Annotated in this window: 13 protein-coding genes and 2 pseudogenes; 6 read left to right on the top strand and 9 right to left on the bottom strand. The window is 73.4% G+C overall.

Annotated features, from left to right (window positions below; genetic code table 11):
- Positions 1-5 precede the first annotated feature (5 nt).
- Positions 6-3152, top strand: a complete 3147-nt coding sequence (locus tag ACIO5E_RS23885; protein ID WP_400671177.1) for a DUF6519 domain-containing protein — start codon at positions 6-8, stop codon at positions 3150-3152.
- 15 nt (positions 3153-3167) lie between these two features.
- On the opposite strand, the gene ACIO5E_RS23880 is transcribed toward ACIO5E_RS23885, so the two are convergent.
- The 6 genes from ACIO5E_RS23880 to ACIO5E_RS23855 form a co-directional block, all read right to left on the bottom strand.
- On the bottom strand, positions 3168-5102 hold the full coding sequence (locus ACIO5E_RS23880; protein ID WP_400671175.1) for an ATP-binding protein: 1935 nt from the start codon (positions 5100-5102) through the stop codon (positions 3168-3170).
- On the bottom strand, positions 5099-6394 hold the full coding sequence (locus tag ACIO5E_RS23875) for a DUF4255 domain-containing protein (protein ID WP_400671173.1): 1296 nt from the start codon (positions 6392-6394) through the stop codon (positions 5099-5101). The genes ACIO5E_RS23880 and ACIO5E_RS23875 overlap by 4 nt, the downstream gene beginning before the upstream one ends.
- Positions 6391-6834, bottom strand: coding sequence for a hypothetical protein (locus ACIO5E_RS23870; protein ID WP_400671171.1), 444 nt, complete (start codon positions 6832-6834; stop codon positions 6391-6393). Before ACIO5E_RS23870 ends, ACIO5E_RS23875 begins: the two co-directional genes overlap by 4 nt.
- A 1013-nt stretch (positions 6835-7847) precedes the next feature.
- Positions 7848-8594, bottom strand: a complete 747-nt coding sequence (locus ACIO5E_RS23865; protein WP_400671169.1) for a hypothetical protein — start codon at positions 8592-8594, stop codon at positions 7848-7850.
- Between the two features lie 14 nt (positions 8595-8608).
- The gene (locus ACIO5E_RS23860; protein WP_400671166.1) at positions 8609-9130 is read right to left on the bottom strand and encodes a phage tail protein; all 522 of its coding nucleotides are present in this window, start codon (positions 9128-9130) and stop codon (positions 8609-8611) included.
- 20 nt (positions 9131-9150) lie between these two features.
- Positions 9151-10695: a phage tail sheath family protein gene (locus tag ACIO5E_RS23855; protein ID WP_400671164.1), complete on the bottom strand. Its 1545-nt coding sequence runs from the start codon at positions 10693-10695 to the stop codon at positions 9151-9153.
- Positions 10696-10887: 192 nt separating this feature from the next.
- Between ACIO5E_RS23855 and ACIO5E_RS23850 the strand changes: the two genes are divergently transcribed.
- The gene (locus tag ACIO5E_RS23850) at positions 10888-11280 is read left to right on the top strand and encodes a hypothetical protein (protein ID WP_400671163.1); all 393 of its coding nucleotides are present in this window, start codon (positions 10888-10890) and stop codon (positions 11278-11280) included.
- A 20-nt stretch (positions 11281-11300) separates the two neighbouring features.
- On the opposite strand, the pseudogene ACIO5E_RS23845 reads toward ACIO5E_RS23850, so the two are convergent.
- Positions 11301-11561 (bottom strand): annotated as a pseudogene (locus ACIO5E_RS23845) (transposase); the annotation flags it as partial.
- A gap of 272 nt (positions 11562-11833) precedes the next feature.
- Positions 11834-12781, bottom strand: a complete 948-nt coding sequence (locus tag ACIO5E_RS23840) for an AraC family transcriptional regulator (RefSeq protein WP_400671160.1) — start codon at positions 12779-12781, stop codon at positions 11834-11836.
- A 74-nt stretch (positions 12782-12855) separates the two neighbouring features.
- On the opposite strand from ACIO5E_RS23840, the gene ACIO5E_RS23835 reads away from it, so the two are divergent.
- From ACIO5E_RS23835 to ACIO5E_RS23825, 3 genes and pseudogenes are all read left to right on the top strand, one after another.
- Positions 12856-13164, top strand: a complete 309-nt coding sequence (locus tag ACIO5E_RS23835) for a hypothetical protein (protein ID WP_400671762.1) — start codon at positions 12856-12858, stop codon at positions 13162-13164.
- 41 nt (positions 13165-13205) lie between these two features.
- Positions 13206-13373, top strand: a pseudogene (locus ACIO5E_RS23830) (IS5/IS1182 family transposase); the annotation flags it as partial.
- 53 nt (positions 13374-13426) lie between these two features.
- On the top strand, positions 13427-15073 hold the full coding sequence (locus tag ACIO5E_RS23825) for a DUF4157 domain-containing protein (RefSeq protein ID WP_400671157.1): 1647 nt from the start codon (positions 13427-13429) through the stop codon (positions 15071-15073).
- A 9-nt stretch (positions 15074-15082) separates the two neighbouring features.
- On the opposite strand, the gene ACIO5E_RS23820 is transcribed toward ACIO5E_RS23825, so the two are convergent.
- Entirely contained in the window at positions 15083-15814 is a 732-nt protein-coding gene (locus ACIO5E_RS23820; protein WP_400671747.1) for a thiopeptide-type bacteriocin biosynthesis protein, read from the bottom strand.
- 415 nt (positions 15815-16229) lie between these two features.
- On the opposite strand from ACIO5E_RS23820, the gene ACIO5E_RS23815 reads away from it, so the two are divergent.
- Positions 16230-17165, top strand: coding sequence for a TnsA-like heteromeric transposase endonuclease subunit (locus ACIO5E_RS23815; RefSeq protein WP_400671154.1), 936 nt, complete (start codon positions 16230-16232; stop codon positions 17163-17165).
- Positions 17166-17301: the final 136 nt, after the last annotated feature.

Below are 17301 nucleotides of genomic sequence, written 5' to 3'. Positions count from 1 at the left end.
CACGCATGCACGGAGACTTCACCCGCTGGACCTTCGACCCGCAGCAGGCCTACCGGGCCGTCCTCCTCCAACAGGGCCGCGTGCTGCTCGACGCCGACTGGAACGAGCAGGCGGCCATCACGGCGCACCACGACGAGACGCGGACCCTCGACGTGGTCGGGCCGGACGGCGGCCCGGCGGCGGGCGCGGGCTTCGCCGTCCTGACCACCACCGGCGGCACCCCGGACGGCACCGCCTTCGCGGACCTGAGGATCGGCCCCGGACGGTACTACGCCGCCGGCACCCTCGTGGAGTCACCACCGCCACCCTCCGGCGAGACGGCGGGATGGCCGCTCGGCAACCAGCCCCACCTGCGCGCGCTCGACGGGACGCCCGCGGTCACCGAACCCGCGGCGACGGGGCGCTACGCCGTCCTGCTCGATGTCTGGACCCACCACGTCACCGCCGACGAACGGGCCGCCCTGCTCGAATCGGCGCTCGGCGGCCCGGACACCACCACCCGCGCCCAGACCGTCTGGCAGGTCCGCCTGATCCCCCTGACGGCGGGGCAGGACCCGGCCGCCCTCCAAGCACCCGACGCCTTCACCGTCACCCGCGGCACGATGGCCGCGCTGCTCCGGCACGCCGACACCCCTGACCCGGACCCCTGTCGGCTGATCACCGTCTCCGGCGGATACCGGCGGTTGGAGAACCAGCTCTACCGGGTCGAGATCCGCAACACCGGCGTCGGCGCGCCCACCTTCGTCTGGTCCCGGGAGAACGGCAGCGTCGTCGCGGGTCTGACGGCCATCACCGCAGCGGTCGACGGGCAGAGCGCGGAGCTGACCCTCGACCGGGAAGGCCCCGACGAGGAACTCGCCATCAGGCCCGGCGACACCGTCGAGGTCACCGGAACCGACCTCCAACTCCGCGCGCAGGCCGGGTTCCTCGCCACCGTCACCGCCGCCCGCGCCACCCGCGTGACCGTCCGCTGGACCGGCGCGCACCCGTCCTCCCTCACCGCGCTGGGCGGCACACCCCTGGTCCGCCGCTGGGACGGGCCGGAGCGGCCCGTGGACACCCGGCCGCAGGACCTGGAGGACGGCATCCAGGTCCGGTTCCCCGACGACGGCGGACAGCGCTCGACCGGCGACTACTGGCTCGTGCCCGCCCGCACGATGCGCCTGCTCTACGGTCAGACCGCCACCGAGGGGTCGATCGACTGGCCCCCCGGGGCCGACGGGAACGGCGAGGCCCGGTCCCCGCTCGGTCCGGTTCGGCACACCGTCGCCCTGGCGATCCTCGGCAAGGGCGACACCGGATGGACCCTGGAGGCGGACTGCCGCCGCCTGTTCCCCGCCCTGATCCACCTGACCACCCTCGACCAGGCCGGCGGCGACGGCCAGGAGGCGTTGCCCGGGACCGCGCTGCCCCAGCCCGTCCGGGTCCGCGCCCGCAACGGCGGTCTGCCGCTCGTCGGCGCCCGCGTCCGCTTCCGCACCCAGGGCGCCGGTCGGCTGGACGGCGGGGGAGACGGCAGCGGCAGCACGGTGACCGTCCAGGCCGGAGCCGACGGCATCGCGCAGGTCACCTGGACCCTGGACGCCCAGGGCGCCGCGACCCAGACGGTCACCGCCGAACTCCTCGACCACGACGGAGTGCCCCCGGTCGTCCTCGTCGGGCGGCTGAGCCGGGCCGATGGGATCGCCTTCGGCACCCCCGCGACCTGCGGGGTGTTCGGCGCGACGGAGACGGTGCAGAGCGCGTTGGAGAAGGTGGCGGCCCGGCGGGAACTGCGGCTGCTGGGCGGCGACGGGCAGCACCTGCGGGTGGCGGACAAGGTGCTTCCGCAGCCGGTGCGGATGGTGGTGGACAGCATCTGCGGTCCGGTGGCCGGGGCATCGGTGGTGGCGACGCCCGGCCAGGGGGGACTCGTGGTGCAGGCGACGGGCGCCCAGCCGCCGGCGGATCTGTCGAGCGCCGGTGGGCAGTCGACGTTGACACTGGTCACGGGCGCGGACGGCTCGGCCGCCGTCTGGTGGCAGCCCGCGTCCGGCGCGGTCAGCGACACCCTGCGACTGGCCCTCCAGGGCGTCACGGGCGCGGCCTCACTGACCGTCACCGCCCAGGCACTGCCGCGCGAGCGGGCGGTCGCCGCGGATGTCGCCTTCACTCCACCCACGGGGTGCGGGGTCTTCGGCGCGTCGGAGACGGTGCAGAGCGCCCTGGTGAAGGTGGCGGCCCGGCGGGAGCTTCGTCTGCTCGGTGGCGACGGCCAGCGGCTGCGGGCCTCGCAGAAGGTGCTCCCGCAGCAGGTCCGGGTGCTGGTGGACAGCATCTGCGGTCCCGTGGTCGGGGCGTCGGTGGTGGCGTCCGCGAGCACGGGCGCACTGGTGGCGCAGGCGACCGACTTTCAGCCGCCGCCTGACCTGACGGCGGCGGGCGGACACACAACGGTGACGGTGGCCACCGGCTCGACCGGCCAGGCGGCCTTCTGGTGGCAGCCCGCGCCGGGAGTGGCGAGTGACACCCTCCAAGTGGTTCTCCAAGGTGCCACGGGGGTCATTCCCGTGATCGTCACGACCCAGGCGCCGCCCCCGGCAGGGATCCACATCCTCGGAGTGACCGTCCTCGGAGACCCGGCACACGGGATCCCGGCGCTGTCGATGCAGCAGGGTGACCTGATCACGCCGGACATGCTCCGCACGGGCCTGTTCGCGACGGCTGATCTGGACGTCAACTCGAAAAGCTTCGTGGGCAAGCCGGTGTGTTACGTGGAGCTCGACCTGCCATGGCCACTCGACGGCGAAGCCCCGCAGTGGGTCGAACCGTTCATCGGTGTGCGCACGGTCAGGCTGTACTCCAGACCGGATCAGGCCAATCCAGGGCGCACCAGGTTCGTGCAGTGGTTCGGCCAGGCGCACGTTCTTCGGTGGATCGACAACGTGCTCATCCCTCATCTGAAGACGATCGTGCCCGCTGACCAGAGGCCGATCGTCGGGCGTTTCGTCATCGAGGGTTCGGCCGTCTTCGGCATGGACGACCCCACCATGGTCCTCAACTGTCATGCGCCGCTGGTATTCGACGGCACCACGACGAAGATCCAGTTCCCGACCGATGACGAGGTTGTAGGAGGTCGATTCGTGCTGTGGTTCAACCTGAACAGCCCGTAGGCACGCCCTCGGGCCTCACCGGCCGCTCGCACCGGCCACGGCGGAGCGGCCGGACTTCGCGAGCTCCCACCGGGCCGCCGTCAGTACGTGCCGCCGGGTGACGGGGCCGCTCTCGGCTGCCGCCAGGTAGGCGGCGGCGAGGGCGATCGACGTGATTTCACCGCCGGCCAGGTCGAGCTTCGCGAGCTCCGTCGGATCGACGCCGTCGACGGGGGTGCCGGCCGGGAAGGCCTTGCGCCACAGGGCTTCGCGCATCGCCGAGTCCGGGTGCGGGAAGTTCACCACCGTGCGCAGCCGGCGGGTGAAGGCACGGTCCAGCGCCGACTTGGCATTGGTGGTGAGGATGGCCAACCCCCGGAAGCGTTCCAGGCGCTGGAGCAGGTAGGCCGTCTCCAGGTTGGCGTACCGGTCGTGGCTGTCGTGGACCTCGGTCCGGCGGCCGAAGAGGGCGTCCGCCTCGTCGAACAGCAGCACGGCGGCGCTGTCCTCTGCCGCGGCGAACACCTGGCGGAGGTTCTTCTCCGTCTCGCCGATGTACTTGCTCGTGACCTGGCTCAGGTCCACCTGGACGAGGTCCAGCCCCAGGTCCGCCGCGATGACCTCGGCGGCGAAGGACTTGCCCGTACCGCTCGGTCCGGCGAACAGGGCCGTCGCTCCCTGGTCGCGGGCCGTGCGGGTGGCGAAGCCCCAGTCGTTCAGGACGGTGTCACGGTGCCGGACCGAGGCGGTGAGGGCATGGAGTTGGGCGGCCTGGGCGTCGGGGACGACGAGGTCGGCCCAGCCGGCCGTGGGCCGCAGCACCCGGGCCAGCCCGGAGAAGGACGTGCGTGCCCGGTCCCGGCAGGCCTGCCAGAGCGATGTGCCGCGGGCGGCGTCCCGGGCCACGGCCTCGGCGTCGTCGGCCGTGAGGTCGAAGGCCGCCGCCGCGGCCCCGGTCTCGGCCGGTGGCGCCGGCGTACCGGCTCGTCGTAGCGCGGACGCCAGCAGCTGCGCTCGGTCGGCCGGTCCCAGCCGCCCGACCGGTACCCGGACGAATTCGGCGGCGGGTACGACGGCGTCCTCGTCGCACAGCACGGTCACCGGGGCGTCGAGCTCGGCGATGGTGCGGGTCAGGGCGGTGAGCTCCGACGGGTCGGCCCCGTCGAGGGCGACCGCCCAGACGCGCCCGGACAGTACGGTCTCACGCTCCATCAGGCGCACGATCCGGCGCCGGGCCTCCGGAGCCGTTGGGAGGTCGCTGGCCGGCACGAAGAGGCTCCCGCGCCCGTAGGCGGTCGCGGCCGCCGCGGCGACCAGCCGGAGGTTCGCCGGCTGCGGGCCGCTCAGCAGGACGGGCCGCCGCGCGATCCAGGCGCGGACCACGGCGTCCACCGCGGGTTGCAGCGGGGCGGGCAGGCCGGGGCGGGCGGGCAAGGGGCGTGCGATCGGGGCGAGGTCGGTGTCGAGGTAGCCGGTTCCGGTGAGGTGGTGGAGCACTCGCTCGTCAACGGTCAGCGGGCTGTTGATCGGTGACGAGGGGTCGAGCAGGTGCAGCAGCCGCCAGCGCCGTAGTGGTGCTTCGGGGGTGGTCGCGCTCCAGTGGGCCCCGGGCAGGAGGGAGAGCGCCGTGCCGAACGACGGCCTGGGCGAGCCGTTCGCGGACAACAGTTCCGCGGCGACGGCCGTGGCGAGTTCGGGGCCGGCCGCGAGCAGCAGCAGGGAGCGTTCGAAGCCGGTCAGCCCGAAACCCGCGGCGAGCCGGTCGAGGGCGCTGTCCGCCGGGAGCCGGCGGCGGGCTTCGGCGAGGTCCCGTTCCGCCTCGGCCCGTGGGCCGTCCCCGGCCTGACCGTCCAACTGGGCGCGGAGCAGGTTGAGTTCGGACATCAGATGGTCGCGGTTGGCGACCTCCCAGGCCGCGAACGTACCGGCCCCGGGGCCGGCTGCCGCGCCTTCCCGGTTGGCGCCGGTCATGGCACGGGGAGGGTGACGGCGGGTGCCTGGTACACGCCGTCGACGAGCTCCGGCACGCTCTCGACGCCGTCCACCCGGACCCGGACCAGCCATCTGCCGTCCGGGATCGCCCTGCGGGGGAGGTCGACGGACGTCAGCGGTGGTGCGCCCCTCCGGACCGGCGGCACCGCGAACGAGAGTTCGTCCGGCGCGGACGTGACGGACGTGACGGACGTGGCGGTCGTGGCGGTCGTGGCGGCCGAGTCGAGACGGGTCAGCGAGACCGTCGCGCCCTGGCCCGCGAACAGCGGAGGGTCCAGGACGACGAGGAGGTCCGCCGTCCCGACCGTCACCCGGACGACCGTCGGCCGGACGGTGACGGGCAGCCGGTTCGACGTGGCCACGATGCGCGGCGACGAGGGACCCGGCGCACCGGCCGGTTCGAGCTGTAGGACCTGGACCGGGTGCAACCCCGCCGGGACCCCGGCGTCCAGGGACACGGTCACCGTGGTCGGCGTCGCGTCCGGTCGCACCGGGAGCCGGACTGGGCCGATGCGGACCTGTGTCGTCGCCCCGAGCAGACGTTCGCCCCGCAGACTGAGGACGCTGCCCGCCCGGACCACCGCACCGGGCGGCGCCGTGTCGAGGGAGAACAACCTCGGTGCCCCGGCCGGCGCGACGCTGATCGCCCGCCGGCTGACCGGCAGTGCCCTCCGGGCGGTGGCGTCACCGGTCAGCAGGACGACTCCGGCGGTGTAGCCGACGGAGAGCAGGTACGGCGACTGGGGGAAGACCGACCAGACCTTCGACAGGTCGTCCACGGACATGGTGGCGGGTGACATCCGCACCGACTCGATCTGATCGGCGAGGTCCGCGTCCTTCAGGAACGCGGTCTCGTCGGCCGCGCCGTACTCCTGCACGGCGGCGGCCACCACGTCCGGTCCGAGCACCGGGGTGACGGCCAGCGCGTCGAGGGCCCGGCCGAGCAGCCGTTGCCCCTCCAGCGCGCTGTCCTGGCCGTAACAGGTGATCAGGTAGTGCAGGTCCAGCGCCGTGACGGGGCTCCGGAGGACCGTGCCGTCGTCGCCGCGGCTCGGCAGGTCGCGGCCGCGCCAGGTGGCGTTGGGCGTCACCAGGTACAGGAACAGGTTGACGCCGGAGGCGTGGGCGAGGTCGTCGCCGATGATTCGGTCGGGGCGCAGCGTCGTCACCTGGGCGCCGCCGACCGACCCGGGGTGGGTGCCACCGATGGCGGTGTCCAGGACGTACCGCAGGGTGGAGGTGACGGCCGCGATCGCCAGGCTGTTGCTCACCGGTTCCGTCCCATCCGGGCGTCCAGGTAGGCGTCCAGGTCGACGGAGGCGGGGGTGGGGCGCGAGGGCTCGGGCGGTGGTGGGGGTGGGGGTGGGGCGGGCGGCGGTGCGGGAGGGAGGACCTCGACCCGGTCGATGTGGACGTGGACCTCCCCGACGCCGGCCCGGCGCGGGCCGTCCGGGGCGGGCGTGATCCGCATCCGCCCTGCGGTGACCGTCGCCCGGTCCGGCGACGCCTCGGGAGCGTGCTGCCCCTCGCCGGCCCGACGGACGGCCGGAGGTTCGCCGGGAGTGATCAACCCCGCCCGGGCGAGCGCCGGTACCACGTGCTCGCGGACGAGGTCGAGCAGCTCCGGGATGGTGGCGGGCGGTGGTGGCGGACCCTGGTGCTCCGGCGGGTGGCTGCCCGCCTCGGTGCGGGCCGGGCCGGGGGCCGGCACGGGGGAGGGATGGACGTCGGCGTCCGGTGGTCGGTCATCGGCCGTGGCCGGTACGTCGGGTGTCCGGGGTCGGCCCCGGGACGTGGTGGGGGTCTGGGGCATCGGTGGCGGCGTGGGGGCGGGCCGGTCGGCCGGGGGTGTGTCGGTGCCGGTGGGCGTGGTCGGTTCGTCGGGTGTGGGGGACCGGCGGAACGGGGTGTGGCGGGTTGCCGTCGGCGCGCTCGTGGGGGCGGGCCGGTCGGGGTGGAGTGGGCCGGGGCTGGCCGGAGGCCCGTCGGCGTCGGCGTCGGTGTCGGTGGCTGAGGTCGAGGCCGGGAGGCGGGGTTCAGCGGCCACGCCGGCCGTCGGGCCTTCGTGGGGAGCACGCGAGAGGCGAGGGGCGACGGGTGCCGACGAGGGGCCCGGTGCGGGTGGCGGGCCGGGTTCGCCGTACCGGGCGGGTGCGCCGTCGGCTCTCGGGCGCGTCGGCGGTGGCTCGGCGGTGTCCTGCGGCGCGCCAGGGGACGGAGCCGTGTCCCGCACGTGCACGGCATCGGCGACCGGGCCCCTCCTGCCGTCGCCGGGAGGTTGTCGGAGCGGACCCGGTGTGGGCGGTGCGGTCGGCCGGTCGCCGCCCGAGGCGGGAGGAGTCCCCTTGGGGGAGGGGCCTGCCGTCGGGGAGGGCGCGAGCCGGTGCCCGCTCTCTGCGGGGGCGACCGGTGCGACCGGCGTGGACGCTCGCGGGTCGGCCGCCGCGAGGGTGGCGCGGTCCGTACGGCCCGGCTCAGAGGGCGGGCCCTCGGGGGCGTGTGCTCCGGCGGATTCGTCGGCCGGACCGCCCTCGGTGTCCAAGGGCGTGCCCGTACTCGGAGTGGCGGCGGCGCCGTCCGGCTCGGGTGAGGTGACGGCGGCGGCCGGGAACTCGGGCGACCGGTGGGCGGCCGGCTCGGCCGGCTCGAACCGTGCGCGCCGCCGGAGGACGAGCCGGGGCTCCCGGCCGAGAGCACGGGCGGCCATGCGGTCGAAGAAGCCGGTCACTGGGCCGCCGCCAGCGAGAGGTACGCGTGCCGCCGGAACGGGGACATCGCGAGCACCGCCTGTTCGCTCCAGCCGAAGGCGCGGGCGAGTGTGGTCACCTCGGCCATCAGCGCGGGGGCGGCGGCGTCCACCTGGTCCCACAGCACGGCGCCGATGTCGAGCGCCGCCGCCACCTCGCCGCCGCAGGCCGGGCAGCGGGTACGGAGCACCGTTTCCGCGTCGCCCGCCAGCAGCTCCGCCGCCTCGTCCAGGAGCGACTCCTCCTCCGGGGTCAGGGCGGCGGGGTCGAACGGTTGACCGTCGAGCCGCCGGACGCACCGCGCCAGCAGCACGGTGCGCGTGTCACCGGGGCCGCCCGCGGCGGCGAGGAGGTCCCGGACGGTGGGGGCGCGGACGGCGTGGGCACCGACCCGGGCCTCACCGGGCTCCACCGTCGGCGGCCCGGCCGTTCCGGCGTCGGCGGCCGGTAGGCGCAGGTGCACCTCCAGCAGTTCACCGCATCCCGTGCAGCCCACCAGCCCGTCCACGTCGGGTCCGTAGACGGCCCGGTGGAGCGCGGCCGCCAGGGCCGCGCACTGCCCGACCCCGAGGTCGAGCGCGCCGTCCAGGTCGGGGGCGAGTCCGGTGCGGTGCAGCAGGACGGCGGTGCGGGCCGGCAGGGGCACCGCGAGTGCCTCCTCCCATGCGGTCAGCAGCTGTCCGGGATCGGCGAGGCTCCGCACGGTGACCTCCTGGGTCGGCAAGGGGTGTGCTTCCGTCAGGGCTGGACGAAGGAGGGCTCGGTGGGTTCCGTCACCGCGAGATCGCGCTGCCAGCCCTCGTTCTCCAGCTTGATCGACTGGATGGCGACCGCGTTGGCGTTGGCGTCGAGATCGGGCAGGGCGTGGAACTCGGACACCCAGCACCGGTACACCGTGTACGCGATCGCCAACTGACCGGCCTCGTTGTAGACCTCGATGATCACGTCCTTGCGGAAGTCCTTGAGCGAGGTCTCGGCGCCGAGGCCGGCGCCCCAGTTCCACACCTTGCTCGCCCACTGCTCGAAGTCGGGGTCGTGGGTGACCCCGCGTTCCAGCGTGATCGCCTCGTACTCGGTGCGTCCGGGGGACTTGCGGCTGCTGCTCGGGTCCCCGCCGTGACGGTGCTTGACCACCTCGGTGGTCCGGCGCAGGGCGCCCACCTTGCTGATCCCGGCCACGTACCGGCCGTCCCACTTGACCCTGAACTTGAAGTTCTTGTACGGGTCGAAGCGTGTCGCGTTGATCGTGAAGTCGGCCATGTCGCTCCTCGGGTGACGTGTCAGCCCACCGCGTCCGCGGTCTTCTGCTGGACGGTGATGACCACGAACTCGGCGGGCTTCAGGGGTGCGAAGCCGATGCGGATGTTGACGATGCCGCGGTCGATGTCGTACTGCGTGGTCGTCTCGGCGTCGCAGGCGACGAAGTAGGCCTCGCGCGGGGTCCGCCCCTGGAACGCGCCCTGGCGGAACAGGTCCTGCATGAATGAGCCGAGGGAGGTGCGGATCTGGCTCCACAGCTGCTCGTCGTTCGGCTCGAAGACGACCCACTGGGTGCCCCGGTACAGGCTCTCCTCCAGGAAGAGCGCGAACCGCCGGACCGGTACGTACTTGTAGTCGTCGGCGAGCGCGTCGGCGCCGCGCAGGGTCCGGGCGCCCCAGACCACGGTGCCGGCCTGCGGGAAGGTCCGCAGGCAGTTGATCCCCAGAGGGTTCAGTTCGCCGCTCTCGGTGTCGCCGACGAGCTGTTCCAGGCCGGTGGCTCCGACGATGCCGGCGTCGAGACCCGCGGGCGCCTTCCAGACGCCGCGGGACGCATCGGTGCGCGCCATGACGCCGGCGACGGCCCCGCAGGGCACGAACGCGCCGAGGGCGCCGTCCCGCAGCGGGTCGGCGTGCCGGATCCGGGGCAGGTAGAGCGCGGCGTCGCGGAGGGCGTCACCGGCCAGGGCCAGCTTCGCGACCCAGGTCCGGACGGTGCCGATCGGGGTGTCGGCCGGCGGGTCGATGAGCAGGAACGCCCTGCGGGCCACGCACAGTGCGGCGGCCTCCGACCAGACGGCGGGGTTGAGGTTCCCGTCGGGGCGGGACGGCGGCAGGCAGAGCAGGTTGAAGAGATCGGCCCGGTTCAGCGCGTAGAGGCCCTTGCCGGTGCCCTGGAGGTCCTCGCCCTGCGCTCCGAGGTAGTCCGCCACCTCCAGGTCGTGGCCGTCGTCACCGCTGGTGGCGGCGACGACCTGGTACGTCCCCTCCTGCGGCCGGGCGGTGCCCTGCGGGAGGGTGCCGGCGCGGACGAGCCGGGAGTTCTCGAGCACCCGGTCGACCCGGCGGCGACCGTCGTCCAGCGTGAGGTTGAGGAAGGACTCCCGGTCCCCGCCGCCGGCCTCCCAGACCTCCAGGTTGAACAGGGTGCCGCCGTCGACGGTCTGGCTCCGGGCGATCTCACCGGCGTCCTGGTCGTCGGGGTACGTCACGCGGGCGAACAGGGCGTTTCCCCAGTTCCCGGGCCCCGCGGCCGTCAACGGCAGGCCGCCGGCGTCCATCCGCGCGGTGCCGGCGCCTCCGGCCAGGCGCACGACCAGGGCGGTCCCGCCACCGTTCAGGTAGAAGTCGCGCACCGCGTAGCCGAGGCCGCTGTCCCGCCAGAGCCCGCCGAAGACCTGCTCGAACTCGGACATCGAGGACAGCGGCACGGGCTCGTCGACCGGGCCGCGCAGGGCGCGGCCCACGAAGGCGGTGACGGCGGTCGTCACGCCGGTGACCGTCCGGCTGCCGCCGACGACCTCCGTCAGGTAGACGCCGGGGGCGCTCAGTCGGGGATTGGGCATGCTCACTCCTTCGGCAACGGCCTCGGGCCGGATCGTCGCAGCAGCGCGTCAAACCGCCGTCACGGCCGCGTCACGGGCGGGCCGCCGATGACGACGCCGTGACGACCCGTTGACAGGGGCGGTGCGAGGCTCGTGCGCCGGTAGCGGCCGGACGGCCGACGACGTGGGAGGTTCGTAATGGTGCAGGTGTCCGTGAGCGCTTCCGTCGCGATTGCCGACGGGCCCGTGCTGCCGGTGGGAACGGAGCTGGACCCAGAGTCCTACACCTTCACGTCGGTGGCGCTCGCCGAGGCGGCAGCGGCCGGCCACCAGCAGGGTGTGGCCCTGCTGCCGACCACCGGTGTCGCGGTGCTGCTCGCCGTCCGCGCGCGCACGCAGTCCGGGAAGCGCGCCGCCGTCACCTTCACCCCGCACGCGACGGGTGCTGGCACGCCGACGCCGCTGACGATCGACGGTGAGCTGCTGGTGTGGGGCGCCGGGGCGGTGGCGGCGGTCCTGCCGGGCGGACTGGAGTCGCTGACCGTCAGTAACGGCGGCAGTGAGCCCGTGCGGGTCGACATCCTCGCCTGCCTGGGCGGCTCCTGACCCGCGGGCGCCCGGCGGCCTTACTGATCGTTCCAGAACGCCGTTCGGTGTCGTCGGAGGCAGATGATGCCGCAGGCGAGTTCGAGCAGGCCTTGGTGGGGGTCGGCGCGTCGCTCGTAGCGGATGCGGAGTCGCCTGAGCCGGTGCAGCCAGGCGAAGGCGCGCTCGACGACCCGGCGCACCTTGCCCAGTCCGGACCCGTGGGCGCCGCGTCTGGCGATGATCGGCTTGATGCCGCGCTTCCACAGCAGGCGGCGGTACTTGTCGAAGTCGTGGCGGCGCCGCTCGGAGTCCCGGCTCCATCCACGATCAGGACACCGTCACCGGCGCCGAGACGGTCCACGGCGCGGCGGCGGACCTTGTCGCGCGCCGCACCCGCGTCCCAACAGGCGCACCGCAGCAGCCGCTGCATCGGACCGGGACGGCTATGGCCGGCGCGCTCCGCCGGCTGCCGGCAGTTCCTGCGCTCCACCACATCGGGGCCACCGCGAGGCCGGGATCGGCAGCGACCACCGTATCCCCATCCGCTGCGGTGATGTCCGGGCCCTCACCGTCAGTTGTATCCGCGTGGTTCGTCGCCTGCCGTCCTGGCCTGCTTGCGGTAGGCCCCCGGCGGCGACCCGAAGTGTCGTTTGAAAGCTTTCGCGAAGGCGAACTCCGACGTGTACCCCGTGTGCTGCGCGATTGTGCTCAGCGGGGTCGGCGATTGGTGCAGCAACCGCGCCGCGGTGGCCATCCGCCAGTTGGTCAGGTAGGTCAACGGCGGCTCACCGACCACCGAGGCGAAGCGGCGGGCGAACGCCGCGCGGGACAGCCCGGCGCTGGTGCCCAGAGACTCCACGGTCCAGGGATGGCCGGGATCGTCGTGGATCGCCTTCAGAGCCGGGGCGACTGCCGGGTCGGTCAGCGCGGCCGCCCAACCCCCGGTCCGCTCCTTCGGTAGTTCGGCGTACCACGACCGGAGGATGTACAGCAGCAGCAGATCGATGAGCGCCGTGACGACCGCGTCCGAGCCCGGCTGCGGCGCGTGGAACTCGGCGCACAGCTGATCGACCGCCGAGCGCAGCACCGGGTGGCGGCCGGGAACCGCGGGGAGGTGGATGACCTCCGGTAGATCGCTGAACAGCGGATGCGGGCGATCGACGTCGATCGCGTACGCGCCGCACACCAGCACCGTGTGTGGCCCTGGTCCGTCCACGGTGACCTGGCCGATCGGCGAGGAACGGTCCACGCGCTCCGGTACGAAGTCCACCGGATCGCGGTCCGGCACGTCGCACAGGGTGTGTCCGCTGCCGCGCCGCAGGAACACGATGTCGCCGGGCCCGAGCGCGAGCGGTTGGCCGTGCGGTGGCAGCAGGTGGCAGTGGCCTTCCACGACCACGTGGAATCCGGCTCCTGAGATGGGTTGGAACTTCAGGGCCCACGGGGCGTGCGCGTCGGTGCGAGTCACCATCGGGCGTCCCGTGCGCAGAACTTCGAGGGTGTCGCTCAGGATGTCCATAGCGCCACTCTAGTGCCTGTATGGCGAGACGATATGACAGAGAATCGAGATCTTTGGTCATTCACCGTCTCGATGTGGAGGCGTACGTTCTTGCCATGGCGGTGCCGAGCCCTGGCACCGCATCGACGAAGGAATGGATCCCAGATGTCCTCGCAGACGTGGCCACCGGCACGCCGCTCGGCGGGGTTCTCGAGATCGCGGGCCCCGACACGTTCACGCTCGACGAGATCGGCCGCATGACGCTGGCCGCGCGGGGCGACCGGCGCCCCGTCGTCGTCGACGACCGGGCAGGCCTGTTCGGCGCCGTCCACGGAGACGTCCTCACCCCGGGCCCCGGCGCCCGCCTGGCACCGACCCGCTACCAGGACTGGCTCAACGGCTGACCGCTCCCAGGGGCGCGAGGAACTGTGCGACACGCCACTGTCACTCCGGACTGGGCAAGGTGCGTTGGGTTGTTGAGCGCGCCTGCGCGTGGCCGCACCGGTTCAAGCGACTCCGCACCCGCTACGAGCGGCGCGCCGACCTCCACCAAAGCCTCCTCGAACTCGCCTGCGGCATCATCTGCCTCCGACGACACCGAACGGCATTCTGAAGCGATCAGTTGGCCACGTTGCCGCCGCCGGGCAGCGGCGGGACGATGAACGTGTGCGATCGCACCAGACCCCGGACACCTTCCGTACCACCGTCCGGCGGGGCGGCGGGCAGCTGGCGGAGCATCCGGCCCGGACCGCCGCCCGCGCGGCCCGGACGGGCGGGGCCGTGCTGGATCCCGTCACCCGGGCCTGGGCGGACACGCGGTTCGGGCATGACTTCGGCGACGTACGGGTGCACAGTGACGGGTCCTCGACCCGGGCCCTCGGGGCCGCCGCGTTCACGGTCGGTAGCGACATCGTGTTCGCGCCGGGCCGCTACAGCCCCGGAACCGCGTCGGGCCGCCGGCTCCTGACCCATGAACTGGCCCACGTGCGGCAGCAGCGCGGACTCACCGCCCCGCCGACCGCGGTAGGCCTCCCCGACACGGCCGCCGAACAGCAGGCGGACCGGGCCGCGGAGTTGGTCGGCACCGGCCTACCGCCGCCCGGCACCTGGCGCGCGCCGCCGGCCGGGACGATCCAGCGCCACCCGGACGGGCCGTGCCCCGCACCACCGCAGTGGGAGCCCGAATCGGCGGCCGAGCGGTGGATCTACGAGCCCGCGAACAAGCTCATCGAGGACGCCTACAGAGCCGAACACCGGAAGAGCAAGGACCGGGTCCTGGTCGGGTCCCAGTTCCTGTACGGCGGATCCCCGCACTACGGGATCACCCTCCCCCGGGGGCCGGACGGCGAGGAGGACAAGGCCGCGAGCGCCTTTCTGGGTGATCTGCGCGGCATAGCGCGCCAACTAGCGCCGGACATCATCGACTTCGAGGAACGGGCGATCTACGAGATCAAGACCCACCGGTTCCGGGACGCGGGACAGGGACAACTCGAGCACTACTACGAGCTCGCGCACAGCCTGCAGGTCAAGCACGGCGGCAAGCCCTGGAACCGGCAGACCGCCGCGACGTGGTACCCGAAGCACGTCCTGGGCCCGTTGGAGGGCAGCCCCGACCGTGTGGTCTGCACCGCGGAGACCGAGTACGAGGGCGGGCAGGAAGGACTGATTCTCTACCAGGTCTACCGACGCGTCGGCCGGGAGCGCGAGCCGCAACCCGTCGCACCCGGCGCGGAGGAGGCCGCCGAGCGGGCGCGGGCGCTCGCCGCGCTGGCGGAGGCCGGGCGGGCGCTGCGCCGGAAGTACGACTTCTACTCGGGCGATCACAAGATCCAGGCCGAGCTGATCGACAAGCCGTCGGCCTCGGGGTTCGCGGGCTTCTGGGTCAACCGGCTCTTCAACAGCGAGATCCCGCCGCAGACGATCTGGCTCAACACCGACGCCTCGTTGGCGGCGCTGGACTCGTCGGTGCGGACCGGAGACGTCCGGCGCGCGGTGGAGAGCCTGATCAGGGGACGGCGGGAGTTCCTGAAGGCCATGAAGCGCTACGTCACGTGGAAGGAGGGGGTGGAACCCGCTGCCGCGAAGGCGAAGGTGGCGATCGGCGTCGTGGCGGTCACGGCGGTCCTGGCGTTCGTGGCGCCCCAACTCCTGGCGCGGGGAGCGCCGGCGCCGGGGGCGCAGCAGGTGATCGTGCGCATCGCGGAGGTCGTCGGGAAGTACGACGAGCTGATGCTGGAAGAGGAAGCGCTGGAGACGGAGGCGGAGATCGCGGCCGACGCGGAGCGCGAGGCGGAGCTGGCACTGCACGAGTAGTCGCCGCGGTCACCCGGTGTGCAGGGTCAGGCTCCGGCGGGTGCGGTCGAGCAGGTCGAGGGCGGTCTGCTCGGCCGTGCGGCTCGGGCCCAGGAGCCGGTTGCAGTGCAGGTGGACGTAGCTGTCGCAGAGGTCGGGGAGCGGGCGGCCCAGCAGACCGTGCCGGTCCAGGTCGGCGAGCCGGGCGGCGACGGGGGCCAGCAGTCGACGGCGTTCGGCGAGGACGGTGGCTACGGTGGGTGGCGGCGGGGTGGTCAGCAGCTCGCGGAACTCGGCCTGGCGGGCGCGGAATTCGGCGCCGGCGAGGCGTTCGTGGCGGGGGCGGTGCCGGTAGCGGCGCAGCCGGGCCGGCTCGTCCAGGCCGATGCCCGCCAGCAGGTCGTCGATGCTGAGGAGCGCGAGCGCGGTGTCGTCGAGCGGCAGCCGCCCGGTGTGGCGCAGGTCGAGCAGGTCGAGGACGGCCTGGCCGTCGGCGGTGTAGAGCTCCTCGGTGGCGTCCAGCGCGGCGAGGCCGCCGTAGCGTTCGACCTCCCGGTCGTGGACATCGAAGCCGAACCGGGTCGGGTACCCGTCCGCCAGCAGGGCGCCCGCCCAGTCGCCGAGGGCCGGGAGGAGTAGTCCGGGGTCGCCGCGCAGACGAAGCCGCAGGTGGGGGTCGGGGTCCGCGTAGCGCAGGAAGACCCGGCGGTCGGTGTGCCCCGCCAGGTCGGTGGCGAGGTCCCGGACGGCGCCGGCGAGCAGGGCGTTCTCCTCCTGACGGTCGCCGTAGAGCTTGAGGTAGGTCCAGTCGCTGCCAGGGGGGCGTAGCCGGTCGGCCCGGCTGACGGGGGCGGGGCGGGCCGGGCGGTGGCGCCGGAGGGGCGGCGGCGCGGCGGGTCATGGAGACGACGAGCTCCACGAGGTGGGGGCCGTCCGGGCCGGTGGCCCAGGCGTCGTCGAGTCCGGGGAGGGGCTCCTGGAGGACGACGGCGCCGCCGGGCGGCAGGTGGGCCAGGGCGCGACCACTGTCGGTAGATGGCACTCCATCAGTGCTATGAGCTGCTGTTTTGCCAGTCCTGAGTGGTACTCAAACGCATGATCGGCAGAATCTAGTTGGCAAATTCGTACAGGGCGGTGCTGACAGCCTCTGCGCCGGTGCCGCCTGATTGTCGGGAACATGCACCTAAAGCTGGATCTTCGTCGTAGGTTGCTCGTTGATCGTGGGGCGGCGAAGGAGCGGGCGGTCATGGCGTTACGTGGTGGGCGGGCGGCGACGTCGACTGTCCGGTGGTCGGATGCGCAAGGGCTTGAGGACCTTGCTCACGTAGACGCGGGCTTTCGCGGCTGCGCCGGCGAGCTGGCGCTGGAGCCTGGGTGGACGCGCAGGTGGACGACAACGTGGCGATTCGGGCGGGCGCCGGTGGTGTACCCGGTCCGGGACTTGGCCGAGGCTGAAGCGGAGATCGTCCGGAGCCGGCCGGTGCGACGGTTCACCTGGCGGACCGGGCAGTGGCACCGGCCGGGCCTGGAGTACTTGGTGTCCACCGGCCGCCACCACGGGTTCGAGAGCGTCGAGGAGGAGAGCCTGCTCCTGGTGGCGGACTTCGCCGCGGACCTGACGGAGGCGCTGTCCCAGCCGTTCAGACTGCGGTTCGATTCGGCGGCCGGTTTGAGGGAGCACACTCCTGACTTCCTGCTGCTGACCGAGACGGGGCCGTGGCTGGTGGACGTGCGGCCGGGCGACCGGATCCGCCCCGAGGACGCGCTCAAGTTCGCGGCGGCGGCCGAGGCGGCGCTTGCCGCCGGGTGGCGCTACAGCGTGGTGTCCGGCTGGCGGGAGAACGTACCGGAGCTGGTGGACGCCCTCTCCGCCGGACGGCGGCAGCTGAGCGACCCGCTCGGACTGCAGGGCGAGCTGCTCGGCGCCGTCGCGGCCGGGCCGCTGAACTTCGGCGACCTGGTCGAGCGGTGCAGCGTGCCGGCCGTTGCCCGCGCCCACGCCGTGCACTTGATGTGGCACCGGCGTCTGGGTATCGACGTGTCGGTGCCGCTGACCGACAGGAGCCCGGTCCGTCTCGCTCCTCGTACCGCGGGGACGGGGGCGGTCGCGTGACACCGGCTGCGGTCTGCTGGGATCTTGGACCCGGCATCGAGCTGATCGTGAACGGGCGCGAGTGGACCGTGGATGTGGTGGAGCCGCAGCTGGGGCGGGTGACGCTGGCGCGGGACGGCGCCGAGCCGTGGACCAC

It is taken from the genome of Kitasatospora sp. NPDC087314 (assembly GCF_044744365.1).
Classification (GTDB): Bacteria; Actinomycetota; Actinomycetes; order Streptomycetales; family Streptomycetaceae; genus Kitasatospora.
This window is presented reverse-complemented; position numbering and strand designations above follow the sequence as displayed.